Genomic DNA, 17,562 nt, shown 5'->3' with positions numbered 1-17,562 from the left:
TGATAGCGGCGTAACAACGCCGCTATACTAAAACAACATTTTGAATGTATTAGCCATTTTCGAAGGGGAAAAAGATGCGTTTACTTCATACCATGCTGCGCGTGGGTGACCTGCAGCGTTCCATCGAGTTTTATACCAACGTGCTGGGCATGAAGCTGCTGCGTACCAGCGAAAACCCTGAATACAAGTACTCTCTGGCCTTTGTTGGCTACGGTCCTGAAACCAGTGAAGCCGTGATCGAACTGACCTATAACTGGGGCGTTGACAACTATGAGCTGGGCACAGCCTACGGTCATATCGCCCTGAGCGTAGACAACGCGGCTGAAGCCTGCGAACGTATTCGTCAGAACGGTGGTAACGTGACGCGTGAAGCTGGCCCGGTAAAAGGCGGCACAACCGTGATCGCGTTTGTTGAAGATCCGGACGGCTACAAAATTGAATTAATTGAAGAGAAAGACGCCGGGCGCGGCCTGGGCGACTAACCTCCCCCTCGGGCGCAGATCGTCTGTGCCCGTAGTTTTATCATCATCATTTTGCCATAATACGCGCTGCAATTTTCCCGTATTAAGAGACCCAGATGTCCGATAACGCTCAACTTTCCGGTCTGTGTGACCGTTTTCGTGGTTTTTACCCTGTCGTCATTGATGTCGAAACCGCAGGGTTTAATGCCAAAACCGATGCGCTACTTGAGATCGCAGCCATCACATTGAAAATGGATGAACAAGGCTGGCTGATGCCGGACACGACGTTACATTTCCACGTAGAGCCGTTTGAAGGGGCAAATTTGCAGCCTGAAGCGCTCGCCTTTAACGGTATTGACCCTAACAATCCTTTACGTGGCGCGGTCAGCGAATACGACGCTCTGCATGCCATCTTTAAAATGGTACGTAAAGGCATTAAAGACAGCGGCTGCAATCGGGCAATCATGGTGGCGCATAACGCCACATTCGACCACAGTTTTATGATGGCCGCTGCAGAACGCGCCTCACTGAAACGTAACCCGTTTCACCCGTTCGTTACCTTTGATACTGCGGCATTAAGCGGTCTGTCGCTGGGGCAAACTGTGTTATCAAAAGCATGCCTGGCGGCAGGAATGGAATTTGATGGCACTCAGGCGCACTCGGCGCTGTATGATACCGAACGTACGGCCGTGCTGTTTTGTGAAATCGTTAACCGCTGGAAACGCCTCGGCGGCTGGCCTCTCCCCGTACCGGAAGACGCATAACGGACCGATAAAAAAAGCGACCCTCACAGGTCGCTTTTTTATTTCAGCTGATATTACTCAGCGTCCGGCTCTTCGGTTTTGTATTTCGCCGCTGTTTCTTTAATCAGCTGCTGCAACTCACCGCGCTGGTACATTTCAATGAGAATGTCACAACCGCCAACCAGCTCGCCATCAACCCACAGCTGTGGAAAGGTCGGCCAGTTTGCGTATTTCGGCAGCTCGGCGCGAATATCCGGGTTCTGCAGAATATCAACATAAGCAAAGCGTTCACCACAGGCGGACAGCGCCTGTACGGCCTGAGCGGAGAAACCGCAGCTTGGCAGTTTAGGGGAACCCTTCATGTACAGGAGAATTGGGTTTTCAGCGATCTGGCGCTGGATTTTTTCGATAGTGGTGCTCATTATCTTGCTTCCTTAAACTTCTTTTACGGCAGTAGTCTGACATTGTAGCGGGTCAGGCAGGCAACGGAAAATAACATTTTCATTACGCGTTATTATTTTATCGCCTGCCGTTAAAAGTTGCATTCTTAATCTTACTTACCCGCTCGAAGTGTATGGTTTTGATTATTTATTCACCGGCTACACTTTGATTTGCTGTTTTTTTTTGCGGTCGGTAACGAAACGCCGCGTTAAACAAAAAAAGCTATTAACTTTCCCCGTTTCGATAGATTAGAATCATCAAGTTTTGAAAATCACACGCAGGTATGATAGACCTGCCTTAACAGAGGACTGCTCAGTGGCGCGGATAAACCGAATCTCGATCACGCTCTGTGCTTTACTTTTTACTACACTGCCTTTTACGCCTATGGCGCATGCTTCCAAGCAGGCCAGGACGACACCTACCAGTTCCCACACCGTCAAAACGGTAGATAAAAAGAAAAGCGCAACAACCAGCCAAAAAACAGCCAGGACCAACAAGAAATCGGCGACAAAAACCACCAGCAAAACCAGTAGCAAAACAGCCTCCTCTTCTAAAAAACGCACAGCCACTCCGGCAAAATCGACTAAAACGGTAAACCGTCGCAGTAAAAATGCCGCAGCACAGACCGCTGCCGTTACCTGGACTGAAAAATGCACGCCGCGCAAAGGTCATAAGCCGCGCTGTGTGAAAGTGAAAACCGCCGCACCGACAACGCTTGCTGAGGCGCATAAAGTTAAAGTGCAGAAAGCGACGAAAACCGCTATGTCCACCCTGATGAACCAAATCGGCAAACCTTACCGTTGGGGCGGCTCTTCGCCAAGAACCGGCTTTGATTGCAGCGGTCTGGTCTATTACGCCTATAAAGATCTGGTTAAATTCCGCATTCCGCGTACGGCGAATGAAATGTACCACCTGCGTGACGCCGCACCGATTGAACGTGGCGAGCTGAAAAACGGTGACCTGGTCTTTTTCCGCACCCAAGGTCGCGGCACAGCCGATCACGTCGGTGTTTACGTGGGTAACGGTAAATTTATTCAGTCACCGCGCAGCGGTCAGGAAATTCAAATCACTTCTCTGAGCGAAGATTACTGGCAGCGCCACTATGTCGGCGCGCGTCGGGTAATGACACCAAAAACAATTCGCTAAAAACTTACCCTACAGAACATGCTGTAGGGTAAGTTCTTCTTTTGCATAACCTTTCAATTTGCTACCCTATCCTTACTCACAATGAGGCTATTGTGTGTACTCAATATAAATAATAAGGAGAGAAGCAATGTCGTTTGAATTACCTGCATTACCGTATGCCAAAGATGCTCTGGCACCGCACATTTCTGCCGAAACGCTGGAATACCACTATGGCAAACACCATCAAACCTACGTGACCAACCTGAACAACCTGATCAAAGGCACGGCGTTTGAAGGTAAATCACTGGAAGAGATCGTTCGTAGCTCTGAAGGCGGTGTATTCAATAATGCTGCACAGGTATGGAACCACACGTTCTACTGGAACTGCCTGGCGCCGAACGCAGGTGGCGAGCCGACCGGTAAACTGGCCGATGCAATTGCCGCCTCCTTTGGCAGCTTTGCGGATTTCAAAGCGCAATTCACCGATGCCGCTATCAAAAACTTCGGTTCTGGCTGGACCTGGCTGGTTAAAGGAACGGATGGCAAACTGGCTATCGTTTCTACTTCCAACGCAGGTACTCCGCTGACGACCGACGCGACGCCGCTGATGACCGTTGACGTATGGGAACACGCCTACTACATCGATTATCGCAATGCCCGTCCTGGCTACCTGGAGCACTTCTGGGCGCTGGTGAACTGGGAATTTGTTGCGATGAACTTCGCAGCATAAAATGATAACGCAGAAGGGCCCCCCTTCTGCGTTTTAGCCTTAGCTGGAGGCAGTGCAGACTTCTTCAGATTGCCTTCTTGCCGAGATAAAGACCAGCAGTAACGCAAGCCCCGCCACAATCGCTCCCATCACGGGTACAAAACTGTAGCCCAGACCACCGGAAATCACCGCCCCACCGGCTGCCGCACCTAACGCATTTCCCAGGTTAAACGCGCCAATGTTGACTGACGATGATAACCCTGGCGCTTCGCTGGCAACGCGCATCACCCGCATCTGTAACGGCGGAACCACCGCAAACGTCGCCGCGCCCCAGACGACCATACTGACCGCCGCCCCTAGCTCATTACGCGCGAGGAAGGGAATGGCCAGCATAATAACCATCAACAACAGCAAAAAGCCTTTAAGCGTACCGTTGACAGAACGATCCGCCAGTTTGCCGCCAAGATAGTTTCCGATCGAGAATCCGACGCCAATTAATACCAGCATTCCGGTCACAAACGCCGGTGTGGCATGGGTAATGCTGTGCAGCACCGGCGAGATGTAAGTATAAAGCGTGAACATCGCGCCTGCGCCCAGCACAGTGGTCAGCAGAGCCGACAGCACCTGTGGGCGCATAAGTACCGCCAGTTCACTGCGGACATCAGGGCGCGCTCCTGCCCCACCTTTCGGTAATGAGAAGAACAGGCTGACCATAGCGATGACGCCCAGACCCGCCGTCACCATAAACGACATCCGCCAGCCGATTGTCTCACCAAGCCACGTCGCCGCGGGAACACCGCCAATATTGGCAATCGTTAACCCCATAAACATGGTTGCCACGGCACTGGCTTGCTTATGTTTAGGTACCACGCTTGCGGCGACCACAGAGCCGAGACCAAAAAAGGCGCCGTGATTAAGACTGGTCAAAATACGTGACAGCATCAGCGTGGTGTAATCCGGCGAGATAGCGGAAAGCACGTTGCCCAGCGTGAAAATAGTCATCAGGAATATCAGCGCATTACGTCGCGCGCGATGGGACAGCAGCAGTGTCATCAGCGGAGCCCCCACCATCACGCCAACCGCATACGCGCTAATCAGCATCCCGGCCGCGGGAATCGAGACATCCACCCCTTTGGCAATCACGGGCAATAATCCCATTGGCGAAAATTCGGTGGTGCCAATGCCAAACGCGCCAATCGCCAGCGCCAGTAAGGGATAATTGATTTTCATATATCGACTCCGTAACGTCGAGCCGTGGCGCGACATAAAATAAGAGTCAAAAGCATGACATTGATCGCAAAATTAATAAAGTTAACAAAATTGCAAAAGACTTTTGCTTATTCGCAAACAATAGAGGGGGAATAGATGCGGAAAGGATGAGGGAGAGCTAACTCCCTCGGGGAAATCAATGCAGCGCTGCGGTCAGGCCACCCGCGACGATCAAACCCAGAACAATAATGGTAGTCACTAACGAAAATTTCAGATCGGTGCTCATCAAGTTTTCTCCTTTTTATTCCCACACAAAAAGTGATATTGCGCATTTTTACACACTTGAAAGCAAAAATCTCTCACGATTTATATTGATAACTGCTTTTAACTCTTCCCCTTTTCGTTAAGATCAGACAAAATTCCACGCTTACTTGATTAGCGTACCGGCCATTGACCCCTTCCTGACGTTCCGTGTCGTTTTCCCGGCGTGCCGCAACCCCTACGTTGCGTTAAGGGTGTGTGAAGGCAAACGTTTACCTGGAGTATTCTCAGGAGCTTAGGATATGGTCTGGAGTGAGATGTAATGGCAACAATTAAAGATGTAGCGAAGCGAGCAAACGTTTCCACTACAACCGTATCACACGTAATTAACAAGACGCGCTTTGTCGCGGAAGAAACGCGTAATGCGGTTTGGGCTGCGATCAAAGAGCTGCACTATTCTCCAAGCGCAGTTGCGCGCAGCCTGAAGGTGAATCACACCAAGTCTATCGGCTTGCTGGCGACCAGCAGCGAAGCGGCCTATTTCGCCGAAATTATCGAAGCCGTTGAGAAAAACTGTTTCCAGAAAGGCTATACCCTGATTCTGGGCAACGCATGGAACAGTCTTGAAAAGCAGCAGGCCTATCTGTCGATGATGGCGCAAAAGCGCGTTGATGGTCTGTTAGTGATGTGTTCTGAGTATCCGGAATCGCTGCTTTCGATGCTCGAAGAGTATCGCCATATTCCGATGGTTGTTATGGACTGGGGCGAAGCTAAAGCTGATTTTACCGATACGGTCATTGATAACGCTTTCGAGGGCGGTTACATGGCGGGTCGGTATCTGATAGAACGCGGCCATCGCGAGATTGGCGCGATCCCGGGCCCGATGGAGCGGAATACCGGGGCCGGTCGTCTGGCTGGCTTTATGAAAGCGATGGAAGAAGCGCTGATTAAGGTTCCCGAAAACTGGATTGTACAGGGCGATTTTGAACCTGAATCCGGTTATCGCGCCATGCAGCAAATTCTTTCACAGTCGCATCGTCCGACCGCCGTCTTCTGCGGTGGCGATATCATGGCGATGGGCGCGCTGTGCGCCGCTGATGAGATGGGACTGCGCGTACCGCAGGATGTCTCGCTCATCGGTTATGATAACGTGCGCAACGCCCGCTTCTTCACGCCAGCGCTGACCACCATTCACCAGCCTAAGGATTCACTGGGTGAAACGGCCTTTAATATGCTGTTAGACCGCATCGTGAATAAACGCGAAGAGTCGCAGTCTATCGAGGTTCATCCGCGCCTGGTAGAACGCCGCTCCGTTGCTGACGGTCCATTCCGCGATTATCGTCGTTAAGCCTGTTGTGCGGGGGCCTCATCTGGCTCCCGCAACCATTCTTTATTCAGCGTTTCGCTATCGCCTAAATAGTCCAGCAACCAGCTCAGTGCTGGCGAGGTATCGTTCTGTTGCCATGTCAGACAACACGCGGCATCAGGAAAGGGATTCTCCAACTGCAGCGACACCCATTTACCGCTATCAATCCACGGCTTGGCAAAATGTGTTGGTACCATGCCTACACACAATCCCGCAGATAAACAGGTTGCGGAAGATTCCCAGTCAGGCACCACAACGCGCTTTTGGTTGTCCAGTAACCAGGTTATACGCTTCGGCAATGTACGCGAGGTATCTTCGCGCACCAGTGACGGCCAGTTGCGCAACGTATCATCGCTTAGCGGCCCCGACATTGACGCCAGCGGATGATGGCTGGCCACCACGCAGCTCCAGCTCAGCATGCCCATGTCGCGGAAGGTATAGCGCCCCCCTACCGGAATGGCCTGTGTGGCGCCAATAGCCAGCTCTACACGCCCATCGGAAAGCGCATCCCAGACACCATTAAAGACTTCCTGAAAAACCAGCAGTTCCACATCATCAAAGTGGCGATAGAAATCTACAATCATCTGTCGGGTACGTTCGGGACGGACAATGTTATCTACCGCGATTGCCAGTTGTCCTCGCCAGCCGTTGGCGATTTGTTGACATTGCTGACGAGTGATCTGCATTTTTTTGATAACAGAGCGCCCTTCTTTTAAAAACCACGCGCCGGCAGGCGTTAATTCCACATCGCGATGGCGTCGCTCAAAAAGCGGTACAGCCAGCCACTCCTCCAGTTGGCGCACGGTGTAGCTTACCGCCGAAGGTACGCGGTGTAACTCCTGCGCGGCTGAACTGAAACTGCCGTTGCGTGCAACCGCATCAACCACTTCAAGTGAATATTCCGACCACATATTCTGCCTACAAAAAATTTGAAATCAGTAAGCAAATATTAGCGTTTCACAGCGTGAATTACACTCACTACACTCAGCGGCATTGTTCTATTGCTAAAAAAAGAGAAATGATGATGCAACCTGGGAAAGGTTTTTTAGTCTGGTTGGCGGGCCTTAGCGTGCTCGGCTTTCTGGCGACGGATATGTATCTGCCCGCCTTTGCCGCGATTCAGTCCGATCTGCAAACACCTGCATCTGCCGTCAGCGCCAGCCTAAGTTTATTTTTAGCGGGTTTCGCCGTCGCACAACTACTGTGGGGACCGCTCTCGGACCGCTATGGCCGTAAACCGATTTTACTGTTGGGTTTATCTATTTTTGCGCTGGGTAGTCTGGGTATGCTGTGGGTTGAAAACGCCACTGGCTTGCTGGCGCTGCGCTTTATTCAGGCCGTTGGCGTCTGTGCCGCGTCGGTTATCTGGCAGGCGCTGGTTACAGACTATTACCCTTCACAAAAAGTAAACCGCATCTTTGCCACCATTATGCCGCTGGTCGGGTTATCACCGGCTCTCGCGCCGTTATTGGGCAGCTGGATTCTGGTCCATTTCTCCTGGCAGGCCATTTTCGCCACCCTGTTTGCTATTACCCTGATTCTGATGCTTCCGGCCCTGCGTTTAAAACCGACGGTTAAAGCACGCGACGACAGCCAGGATAAACTGACTTTCGCCACACTGTTGCGCTCGAAAGCTTATCGTGGAAACGTACTGATTTATGCCGCCTGCTCCGCAAGCTTTTTCGCATGGCTGACGGGTTCACCGTTTATCCTTAGCGAAATGGGCTACAGCCCGGCAGTGATTGGCCTGAGCTATGTTCCGCAAACTATCGCCTTCTTAATTGGTGGTTACGGTTGCCGTGCGGCGCTGCAAAAATGGCAAGGTCGTCAGATGCTGCCATGGTTACTGATTCTTTATGCCATTAGCGTTGTTGCCACCTGGGCTACCGGCTTTATTCATCATGTTGCGCTGGCTGAAATTCTGATCCCATTCTGCGTAATGGCGATTGCCAACGGCGCAATCTATCCTATCGTTGTCGCTCAGGCGTTACGTCCTTTCCCACAGGCCACAGGACGCGCAGCCGCATTGCAAAATACGCTGCAACTGGGTTTATGCTTCCTGGCAAGTCTTGTGGTGTCGTGGCTGATCGCCACCCCGCTGCTCACCACCACCAGCGTGATGCTGACAACAGTGCTGCTGGCAGCCTTCGGTTACAAAATGCAATCGCAGACCGATAACACCCGTCAAACAGATGACCGGGCGCAAATTGCCCACGGTGAGTCTCACTAATAATTGTCGCGGGCACATAGTTAGCCCGCTAACAATTTTCTATTGAATCGTCAAAAAATCAGGCTTATACTGATTTCCAGTTGTTACAAAAACGATAATTTTTAGGTATTAACGGGGACAAGAACGTTCCCGTTTTTCCACGGATGGCCTTTTCGGTAAGGGTTCCTCCCTTCCTCTGTTCTACGTCGGATTAAAGATTCGCGGATTAATTCCGTGAGATTTCTCACAAAGCCCAAAAAAGCGTCTACGCTGTTTTAAGGTTCTGATCACCGACCAGTGATGGAGAAGCTATGAGTTCATCGTGTATAGAAGACGTCAGCGTACCGGATGATAACTGGTACCGCATCACCAATGAATTATTGAGCCGTGCAGGCATTACCATTAATGGTTCGGCTGCGGCGGATATTCGTGTCAAGAACCCCGATTTTTTCAAACGCGTACTGCAGGAAGGATCGTTAGGTTTGGGTGAGAGCTATATGGATGGCTGGTGGGAGTGCGATCGGCTGGACATATTTTTCACTAAGGTATTGCGCGCCGGGCTTGAAAATCAACTCCCCCGCCACTTCAAAGATACCTTACGTATCGCCACGGCACGACTGTTTAATTTACAGACCAAAAAGCGCGCCTGGGTTGTCGGCAAAGAACATTACGATCTGGGCAACGACCTCTTTAGCCGCATGCTTGATCCTTACATGCAGTATTCCTGCGCCTACTGGAAAGATGCCGATACCCTGGAATCTGCCCAACAGGCGAAGTTAAAAATGATTGCCGAAAAATTGCAGTTAAAGCCGGGAATGCGGGTGCTCGATATTGGTTGCGGCTGGGGTGGCTTGTCCCATTTTATGGCATCACAATACGGTGTGAGCGTGGTAGGTGTGACCATCTCGGCAGAGCAGCAGAAAATGGCGCAAGCGCGTTGCGCGGGACTGGACGTCACCATTTTGCTGCAAGATTACCGCGACCTGAACGACAAATTTGATCGCATTGTCTCCGTCGGCATGTTTGAGCATGTCGGCCCGAAAAACTACAACACCTATTTCGACGTTGTCGATCGCAATTTAAAGCCGGACGGTCTGTTTTTACTGCACAGCATCGGTTCGAATAAAACCGACAATAATGTTGATCCGTGGATCAATAAATACATCTTCCCGAACGGCTGTTTACCGTCAGTTCGCCAGATTGCCAACGCCAGCGAGCCGCATTTTGTGATGGAAGACTGGCATAATTTTGGCGCGGATTACGATACCACGCTGATGGCATGGCACGAGCGCTTCATGCGTTCCTGGCCTGAAATCGCCGATAACTATACCGAGCGTTTTAAACGGATGTTCAGCTATTACCTGAACGCCTGCGCCGGTGCGTTTCGTGCTCGCGATATCCAGCTTTGGCAGGTGGTTTTCTCCCGCGGTGTCGAACATGGTCTGCGCGTCCCCCGCTAATGGCTGCCGCCCCCGTACTCACGGGGGCATTTTGTTTCAGGCCGGACTCAGGCCTCGCCCGCTATGTTACTGATGGCGCTTTCACGCGCAGCCAGCACACGTTCAACGGTATCAACAACCGCCTGCGTTTGCGGATCGATTTCGATATTAACCCGCGCGCCCAGCTTTTTCTTACCCAGCGTCGTACGCTCCAGCGTTTCCGGGATCAAATGCACGCAAAAGCGCGTTGGCGTGACTTCGCCGACCGTCAGGCTGATGCCGTCAATGCCGATAAACCCCTTATACAGGATATATTTCATCAGCGATGGGTCCTGAACTTTAAACCATACCTGCCGGTTATTTTCCGAAGTCAGAATTTTCGACACCTCGGCGGTGGTCATAATATGGCCCGACATTAAATGCCCGCCAATCTCATCGCTGAATTTTGCCGCACGCTCAACGTTAACCATATCCCCGACCTTCAGGTCGCCCAGGTTGGTGATACGCAGCGTCTCTTTCATCAGATCGAAGCTTATGTGATTACCGTTGATTTCGGTTACCGTCAGGCAACAGCCATTGTGGGCAACCGATGCGCCGGTCTCCAGCGCATCAAGCATATATTCAGGCAACTCCACGACATGCGTACGAAAATTTGGTTTTTCATCAATGGACACCAATTTTGCGGTGCCCTGCACAATACCCGTAAACATACTTCTTACTCCTGAACTCAATTAAGACATCTCTGCCCAGCACAATAGCAGGTGGAAATTCAGGTTGCCAGCAGTGCGCCACCGCTGCCTGTTTTTTCACTGGAGAATTACGTATTCCTCGCTACAATAGACTGAAATTTCCCCAGCTTTTTCTCCTTGCTGCCATATAAGGCGGCTTTTTTAGTCTCTCAAATAACAACAATATAGTGGTGTACACGTGCAAAAGTATGTAAGTGAAGCGCGTCAGTTATTAGCTCTGGCAATACCGGTGATTCTTGCGCAAATCGCTCAAACCGCAATGGGGTTCGTCGATACCGTCATGGCGGGCGGATACAGCGCGACGGATATGGCGGCCGTCGCCATTGGTACGTCGATCTGGCTGCCGGCTATTCTGTTTGGCCACGGACTCCTGCTGGCGTTGACGCCGGTAATCGCCCAACTCAATGGCTCCGGCCGCCGCGATCGTATCGCCCATCAGATACGCCAGGGGTTCTGGCTGGCTGGTAGCGTCTCCGTTTTGATTATGGTCGTGCTGTGGAATGCGGGTTATATCATCCGCTCCATGCATAACATCGACCCGGCGCTGGCCGATAAAGCCGTCGGTTATCTGCGCGCATTGCTGTGGGGCGCGCCGGGATATTTGTTTTTCCAGGTAGCCCGTAACCAATGCGAAGGCCTGGCCAAGACTAAACCGGCGATGGTGATGGGGTTTATCGGCCTGCTGGTGAACATCCCGGTTAACTATGTTTTCATCTATGGTCATTTAGGTATGCCGGAACTTGGCGGCGTAGGCTGTGGCGTGGCCACGGCGGCGGTTTACTGGGTGATGTTTGCCGCCATGCTGTCTTACGTCAAACACGCGCGTTCAATGCGTGACATCCGTAATGAGCGAGGATTCCAGAAGCCAGACACTGCAGTGATGAAGCGTCTGGTACAACTGGGTTTACCCATCGCGCTGGCGTTATTTTTTGAAGTGACGTTGTTTGCTGTGGTTGCGCTACTGGTTTCCCCGCTGGGGATCGTCGATGTGGCCGGGCACCAAATCGCGCTGAACTTTAGTTCGTTAATGTTCGTTTTGCCGATGTCGCTGGCTGCCGCCGTCACTATTCGTGTCGGTTATCGTTTGGGTCAAGGTTCCACGCTTGAGGCGCAAACGGCGGCCAGAACGGGTTTGGGCGTTGGTGTCTGCATGGCGGTAATAACGGCGATTTTCACCGTGACCTTCCGTGAGCACATTGCCCTGCTCTACAACGATAATCCGGAAGTTGTCGCTCTGGCGGCGCAACTCATGTTGCTGGCCGCAGTGTATCAAATATCGGACTCTATCCAGGTTATTGGCAGCGGTGTCCTGCGCGGTTATAAAGACACGCGCTCTATCTTCTTTATCACCTTTACAGCCTACTGGGTGCTGGGTCTGCCAAGCGGCTATATTCTGGCGCTTACCGATCTGGTGGTCGACAGGATGGGACCTGCAGGTTTTTGGATGGGCTTTATTATCGGTCTGACCTCTGCGGCCGTATTAATGATGCTGCGGATGCGTTATCTGCAACGCCAGCCGTCTGCCGTCATTTTGCAACGCGCTGCACGATAAGCTCACAATAGCCGCCGTCTGGCGGCTTTTTTACGCCTTCAAAAGGGACTGGCGTTTTCGGCATTCACCCACTGTTCGCTGACAGGATGCCTGAAACGCAATGCGCTGGCATGCAGCATCAGTCGCGGGGTGAGTTCTGTACCTGGCAGCAAACGCCCACCATACAAATCGCACCCCAAAATAGGATGTCCCAACTGCTGACAGTGGATCCGGAGTTGATGGGTACGCCCGGTTTCAGGCGTCAGTTGTACCCGCGTTAAGGGGAGTAATCCCCCGTCCTTCTGGCGATGGAGAAAACGCTCAACAACCTGATAACGCGAACGCGCGGGCTTGCCGTTAACGGCGCAAATCGTCATCAGCGGAAACCGCGCCGGATCTTTGCTAATCGCTGCGTCGATAATCCCTGCATTGTTTTCCAAATGCCCGCATAACAGCGCGCTGTATACCTTCGTCACCATGCGCTGACTAAACTGCTGGCACAGCGCGGCGTTAATACCTTTGTTACGTGCCACCACCATCAGCCCGGAGGTGCCGAAATCAAGCCGATGGACCAACGTGCAACCGGGATAAATCTGTACCAGCCGGTGATGTACCGAATCGAGATTCTGCGGATTTTTCCCCGACAAGCTAAGCAGCCCTGTGGGTTTATTGATAAGCACCAGATGCTCGTCCTGATAGAGAATCTCTATCTGGTCATGACAAGGCGGGGCAATAAAGGTATCAAGGATTGTAGACATCAGACGGCCAGGATGGAATGTGGGCATGGATGATAACGAATTTTCACTGCACTGGCGAATCGACCCGCGTAACTAATGGCAATCATTACATGGTAGAGTGGAGGTTATCCCGAGTGCAAAGAGAGGGTTACACAGTGCAACAAATCGATTTTTATATGGTAGACGCCTTTAGCACCACGACGTTTGCTGGTAATGCCGCCGCTGTATGTCCCCTCACGGACTGGCTGCCCGATGAAACATTATTAAAAATGGCGCAGCAGCATAACCAGTCGGAAACCGCTTTCTTTGTCGCCAATGATAATGGCTTTGAGCTACGTTGGTTTACCACGCAGGGAGAAATTAATCTCTGTGGGCATGCCACGCTTGCCGCGGCGCATGTGATTTTCGAACATCTGGATTACCCGGACACGACGATCCATTTTGCCACCCGATTTGTAGGTCCGCTGATGGTCACACGCAGCGGTGAATGGCTGACGCTTGATTTTCCTGCCTGGCAAAGCGAGCCTGTCGTACCGCCCGCCTTACTGCTGGAAGCGTTGGGCATAACAGAATATAAAGAAGTTCGCGTGGGGCGCGATTACATGGTGGTGTTGGAGGATCAGCACCAGGTCGAGGCTGTACGTCCGAATATCCACGCCATGGTTCCACTAGGCAAAATGGTTTGTATTACCGCGCCTGGCGACGGGGAATATGATTTTGTCAGCCGTTTCTTCTGCCCGGGCGAGGCCGTCGCAGAAGATCCCGTCACGGGTTCGGCGCATAGCATGCTCATTCCTTACTGGGCCGCAAAACTGAATAAAACAGAAATGTTGGCGCGTCAGGTATCTGAACGCGGGGGAGATTTACGCTGTCAATTGGCGGACTCTCGCGTTTATATTGGCGGGCAGGCAACCACTTACCTGACGGGTAAAGTGCTGCTACGCTAACCCTCTTATCCGTTACACAACCCAATCCAGGGAGGATATATGTCGAACAAACTGGTGCAGATTCACTTTAATTTTCATGGTCCGTTTGGCGCCGAGATGTCGCAGCAACTTGTCGAACTGGCCGAATCCATCAATCAGGAGCCGGGCTTTATCTGGAAAATCTGGACCGAGAACGAAGCCAATCATGAAGCTGGTGGCATCTATCTGTTTCAGGATCAAGACTCCGCACAGGCTTATATCAAAAAACATACTGCCCGCCTGAAGCATCTGGGTGTGGAAGAAGTGTTTTTCAAAATCTTCGATATCAATGAGCCATTGAGTAAGATTAACCACGGTCATATTGGCTAACGTTATTGGCTTAAACGCCCCGTTCTGGGGCGATACCTCCTCCCCCAGTTTTTCCCTCACTCATATCCCAACATCCGCTATATAGCGTGTGTCACGTTTGTTTTAGTTCACAAAATCAACGCCCATGAAAACTATCACTAGCCGACCGGAGCATGAAGGCGTATAAATAATACAAACAGTATTATTTTATACAAATTGAATTACCAAAAACACAGGAGATCGCTTATGTCCCCAGACATTACGCTCAATGCTTCACCAGGAAGTTTCCCCCCGGCGGGTCATTACTCGCACAGTACAACAGCAGGTGGTTTTGTGTTCATTTCCGGGCAACTGCCAGTCACCCTGGATGGCGAAAAAAAAGCCGATGCGTCTTTTGAAGAACAAACCAGACTGGCCTTACAAAATGTCGATGCCTGTCTGGCTGGTGCTGGAGTCTCGCGGCAACATCTGGTTTCAGTGCGTGTCTATGTGACGGATATCAACCAGTGGCCGACATTTAACAGGATCTATGGTGAGTGGATCGGTGATTTTCGCCCTGCCCGTGCTGTCGCTGGCGTTGCCGAACTTCATTACGGTTTTGCCGTAGAAATCGAAGCGATGGCTTTGGCCCCACAGGCCTGATTTATAACTGTATACAGGTGAATAAAAATGACTGATATGACACTGCCTGATTATAACGATATTGTCGCTGCGGCAGAGCGCATCGCAAATTATGCCAACAAAACGCCGGTAATGACGTCCCGCACGGTTAATGAAGAATTTGGCGCTGAAGTCTTCTTTAAATGCGAAAACTTCCAGAGAATGGGCGCGTTCAAATTTCGCGGCGCTATGAATGCGCTACGCCAGTTCACGCCACAACAACGGGCTGCGGGCGTCGTGACCTTTTCTTCGGGGAATCATGCGCAAGCCATAGCCTTGTCGGCAAAATTATTGGGGATTCCGGCGACAATTATCATGCCGCATGATGCCCCGGCTGCCAAAGTTGCCGCGACCAAAGGGTATGGCGGAAATGTAGTGATTTACGATCGCTATACTGAAGACAGAGAAAAAATTGGTCAGGACCTGGCTGAGAAACAAGGGCTGACGCTGATCCCTCCTTACGATCATCCGCACGTTATTGCGGGCCAGGGCACCGCAACGAAAGAGTTGATTGAGGAAGTGGGACCGTTAGACGTCCTTTTCGTATGTCTGGGTGGCGGCGGCCTGCTATCCGGTTCCGCACTGGCAGCGAGGCATCTTTCCCCTGACTGTGTGGTCTATGGCGTAGAACCCGAGACAGGCAATGACGGTCAGCAGTCGTTTCGCAGCGGCAACATTGTTCATATTGATACACCGAAAACCATAGCCGATGGCGCTCAGACTCAACACCTTGGGCAATATACGTTTGCGATTATTCAGCAAAACGTGAACGATATTCTGACTGTCTCAGATACTGAATTAGTCACCGCGATGAAATTTATCGCAGAACGAATGAAAATCGTCGTAGAGCCAACTGGCTGTCTGGGTTTTGCCGCCGCCAGAGCACGGAAATCTGAACTGCAGGGTAAGAAAATCGGCATTATTATCAGCGGTGGAAACGTGGACATCAGCCGCTATGGTGAATTGCTGGCTGGATGATAAGCAAGGTATCTGCCATGCAGATACCTTATTCCTGTCTGTACATTCCCGTCTGGAAAAGCGAACCCTGCTCACTGTAAACTGCTCGTCATCGTGGCAAAAGGCACCACTGCAGGAGACTGGCATGCCAAAAACCGACAATAACTCGCTTCTCAGCCAACTTGATACTATCGCCAGAGGGTTAAGCGAGACCTTTTCTCCCTTTTGTGAAGTGGTTGTTCACGACCTCAAAAAACCTGAACATGCCATTTTGTCCATCCATAATAATCTTTCCGGACGTAAACCAGGCCAACCAGCAACAGAACTGGGTCTGGCGCGCATAGCATCACCAGACTTTCCCAGCATCATCGCCAACTACAGCAATCAGTTTGCTGATGGTCGTCCGGTAAAAAGCACTTCCATTGGTATCAAGGATGAGGACGGTAAATACGTCGCGGCGCTGTGCCTTAATGTTGATATGACGTTGTTTCGGGGTATACAGAGCGCGCTTGCACAATTTACTGAAACCGAAGACTCCCCCATAAAAGAACATATCGATCCCGGTAGTAATGAAGTTATTCGCCAGCGTATTGATGACTTTGCCGCTAAACGCGCGACCACGGCGCGCGCGCTCAAACCTGAAGACCGTAAGTTATTGATTCAACAACTCCGTAAAGAAGGTTTGCTGAACGTACGAAAATCAATGGATACCGTCGCGCAGCATTTAGGCGTGTCGCGAGCCACCGCTTACCTGTATGCGCGCCAGTCGGCACACATGCGCGATTAAGCTGATTCAGACAGGCATAACTGCCTCAACTTGCCTGTCAATCATTGCTGGCACGCAGCAAGCCCACTTACGGGGCTGCTTTACAGCCAGAAATTATCATCCAACGAAAAAACGACACCTTATGACTGCAAAAAATAAACCTTGGCATTCGTAGGTATTTATTTGCGCTGACTGAATTGATAGCTTATTTTTATACAGACGGGGTAAATTTTAGCGGTACTTTAAATGACAGCATCGGCCTTACTTAATCAATGCATAAAATGGCCCCACACTAACCCACTGATTTCATTAAGTTAAAAAAGAAACAGGCGTACTGTAAAATAATGTCCATACAGTATATATAAATAGCATAATATCTAAATTATAATCTTTTTACATCCGGAAGTCAGGTGAGGTCAGAATGCGGTTATTTGTCATGTTGTTAAGCTTGGTCGTCTCCACACAGCTCTGGGCGGGTGAACTTTCCAAACCTACGGGCAAAGTCCTTTTAACCGTGTCCGGTAATATAGAAAATACAAATGAAGACGGGAAAGCCACTTTTGATACCGCCAGCCTCGAGAAACTGGGCATGGTAAGTTTTCAGACCACTTCTCCCTGGTATAATGGACGCACGACTTTTACGGGTATTCCATTACAAAAGCTCATGGATTTTGTTGGGGCGAAAGGCACGGTTGTAAAAGTTACTGCGCTCAATGACTACACCACCGTTATCCCTCTCAATGATTTCAAGAAGTACAATGTCATTCTTGCTTTAAAAATCAACGGAAAATATATGCAAATCCGTGATAAAGGGCCGTTATTCATTGTGTATCCCTATGACAGCATATCTGAACTGAATAATCAGATTTATTACTCAAGGTCAGCATGGCAGGTCAGTAGAATGGATATTGAGTAAGCGTTCAGA

The 17,562-nt window shown here is 50.8% G+C and carries 20 protein-coding genes; 14 read left to right on the top strand and 6 right to left on the bottom strand.

All coding sequences use genetic code 11. The annotated features are described in order from the left end of the window. The first annotated feature begins 74 nt into the window (after positions 1–74). Together gloA and rnt are read left to right on the top strand one after the other, a co-directional pair. The gene (gene gloA / locus OGV69_RS12770) at positions 75–482 is read left to right on the top strand and encodes a lactoylglutathione lyase (RefSeq protein WP_038640376.1); all 408 of its coding nucleotides are present in this window, start codon (positions 75–77) and stop codon (positions 480–482) included. A gap of 95 nt (positions 483–577) precedes the next feature. Next, a complete protein-coding gene (gene rnt / locus OGV69_RS12765) occupies positions 578–1,225 on the top strand; it encodes a ribonuclease T (protein ID WP_038640374.1) in 648 nt (215 codons plus the stop codon). Positions 1,226–1,278: 53 nt separating this feature from the next. Here rnt and grxD read toward each other — a convergent pair whose 3' ends face one another. Beyond that, on the bottom strand, positions 1,279–1,626 hold the full coding sequence (gene grxD, locus OGV69_RS12760) for a monothiol glutaredoxin 4 (RefSeq protein WP_003832760.1): 348 nt from the start codon (positions 1,624–1,626) through the stop codon (positions 1,279–1,281). A 334-nt stretch (positions 1,627–1,960) separates the two neighbouring features. Here grxD and OGV69_RS12755 point away from each other — a divergent pair, with 334 nt between their 5' ends. Both OGV69_RS12755 and sodB read left to right on the top strand, forming a co-directional pair. Next, complete coding sequence (locus OGV69_RS12755) at positions 1,961–2,791, top strand: C40 family peptidase (protein ID WP_038640372.1); 831 nt, start codon at positions 1,961–1,963, stop codon at positions 2,789–2,791. A 127-nt stretch (positions 2,792–2,918) separates the two neighbouring features. Then, entirely contained in the window at positions 2,919–3,500 is a 582-nt protein-coding gene (sodB, locus tag OGV69_RS12750; RefSeq protein ID WP_069324202.1) for a superoxide dismutase [Fe], read from the top strand. A 39-nt stretch (positions 3,501–3,539) separates the two neighbouring features. On the opposite strand, the gene OGV69_RS12745 is transcribed toward sodB, so the two are convergent. Next, positions 3,540–4,709 (bottom strand): MFS transporter, encoded by a 1,170-nt coding sequence (locus OGV69_RS12745; RefSeq protein WP_069324203.1) that lies wholly within the window; start codon positions 4,707–4,709, stop codon positions 3,540–3,542. 175 nt (positions 4,710–4,884) lie between these two features. Then, complete coding sequence (gene cydH, locus OGV69_RS12740) at positions 4,885–4,974, bottom strand: cytochrome bd-I accessory subunit CydH (RefSeq protein WP_003029209.1); 90 nt, start codon at positions 4,972–4,974, stop codon at positions 4,885–4,887. Between the two features lie 297 nt (positions 4,975–5,271). On the opposite strand from cydH, the gene purR reads away from it, so the two are divergent. Next, positions 5,272–6,297 carry an HTH-type transcriptional repressor PurR gene (gene purR / locus OGV69_RS12735; protein WP_038640368.1) on the top strand — a complete coding sequence of 342 codons (1,026 nt, stop codon included), beginning with the start codon at positions 5,272–5,274 and terminating at the stop codon, positions 6,295–6,297. Here the strand turns inward: purR and punR are convergent. Then, positions 6,294–7,226, bottom strand: coding sequence for a DNA-binding transcriptional activator PunR (gene punR / locus OGV69_RS12730; protein WP_038640367.1), 933 nt, complete (start codon positions 7,224–7,226; stop codon positions 6,294–6,296). The genes purR and punR overlap by 4 nt on opposite strands. Positions 7,227–7,339: 113 nt before the next feature. Here punR and punC point away from each other — a divergent pair, with 113 nt between their 5' ends. Next, a complete protein-coding gene (punC, locus tag OGV69_RS12725) occupies positions 7,340–8,545 on the top strand; it encodes a purine nucleoside transporter PunC (RefSeq protein ID WP_069324204.1) in 1,206 nt (401 codons plus the stop codon). A gap of 290 nt (positions 8,546–8,835) precedes the next feature. Beyond that, positions 8,836–9,984, top strand: coding sequence for a cyclopropane fatty acyl phospholipid synthase (gene cfa / locus OGV69_RS12720; protein WP_069324205.1), 1,149 nt, complete (start codon positions 8,836–8,838; stop codon positions 9,982–9,984). 47 nt (positions 9,985–10,031) lie between these two features. Here the strand turns inward: cfa and OGV69_RS12715 are convergent, their stop codons facing one another. Beyond that, positions 10,032–10,673 carry a riboflavin synthase gene (locus tag OGV69_RS12715; protein ID WP_038640361.1) on the bottom strand — a complete coding sequence of 214 codons (642 nt, stop codon included), beginning with the start codon at positions 10,671–10,673 and terminating at the stop codon, positions 10,032–10,034. 217 nt (positions 10,674–10,890) lie between these two features. Between OGV69_RS12715 and mdtK the strand changes: the two genes are divergently transcribed. Next, entirely contained in the window at positions 10,891–12,264 is a 1,374-nt protein-coding gene (gene mdtK / locus OGV69_RS12710; RefSeq protein ID WP_038640359.1) for a multidrug efflux MATE transporter MdtK, read from the top strand. Between the two features lie 38 nt (positions 12,265–12,302). On the opposite strand, the gene OGV69_RS12705 is transcribed toward mdtK, so the two are convergent. Next, positions 12,303–13,001, bottom strand: coding sequence for an RluA family pseudouridine synthase (locus OGV69_RS12705; protein ID WP_038640357.1), 699 nt, complete (start codon positions 12,999–13,001; stop codon positions 12,303–12,305). 134 nt (positions 13,002–13,135) lie between these two features. On the opposite strand from OGV69_RS12705, the gene OGV69_RS12700 reads away from it, so the two are divergent. From OGV69_RS12700 to OGV69_RS12675, 6 genes are all read left to right on the top strand, one after another. After that, entirely contained in the window at positions 13,136–13,927 is a 792-nt protein-coding gene (locus tag OGV69_RS12700) for a PhzF family phenazine biosynthesis protein (RefSeq protein WP_038640355.1), read from the top strand. A gap of 39 nt (positions 13,928–13,966) precedes the next feature. Next, positions 13,967–14,275, top strand: coding sequence for a monooxygenase (locus OGV69_RS12695; protein WP_038640354.1), 309 nt, complete (start codon positions 13,967–13,969; stop codon positions 14,273–14,275). A 225-nt stretch (positions 14,276–14,500) separates the two neighbouring features. Continuing rightward, positions 14,501–14,896: a RidA family protein gene (locus OGV69_RS12690; RefSeq protein ID WP_069324206.1), complete on the top strand. Its 396-nt coding sequence runs from the start codon at positions 14,501–14,503 to the stop codon at positions 14,894–14,896. A 27-nt stretch (positions 14,897–14,923) separates the two neighbouring features. Then, the gene (locus OGV69_RS12685; RefSeq protein ID WP_069324207.1) at positions 14,924–15,892 is read left to right on the top strand and encodes a threo-3-hydroxy-L-aspartate ammonia-lyase; all 969 of its coding nucleotides are present in this window, start codon (positions 14,924–14,926) and stop codon (positions 15,890–15,892) included. A 124-nt stretch (positions 15,893–16,016) separates the two neighbouring features. Beyond that, entirely contained in the window at positions 16,017–16,658 is a 642-nt protein-coding gene (locus OGV69_RS12680; RefSeq protein WP_069324208.1) for a helix-turn-helix transcriptional regulator, read from the top strand. A 400-nt stretch (positions 16,659–17,058) separates the two neighbouring features. Continuing rightward, positions 17,059–17,553, top strand: a complete 495-nt coding sequence (locus tag OGV69_RS12675; protein WP_038640347.1) for a putative pterin-binding protein — start codon at positions 17,059–17,061, stop codon at positions 17,551–17,553. Positions 17,554–17,562 lie beyond the last annotated feature (9 nt).

The sequence above is a fragment of the Citrobacter sp. Cc139 genome, from assembly GCF_030334645.1.
Lineage (GTDB): Bacteria > Pseudomonadota > Gammaproteobacteria > Enterobacterales > Enterobacteriaceae > Citrobacter > Citrobacter werkmanii.
The sequence above is the reverse complement of the archived record's forward strand: the minus strand, read 5'-3'. Positions and strand labels throughout refer to the sequence as shown.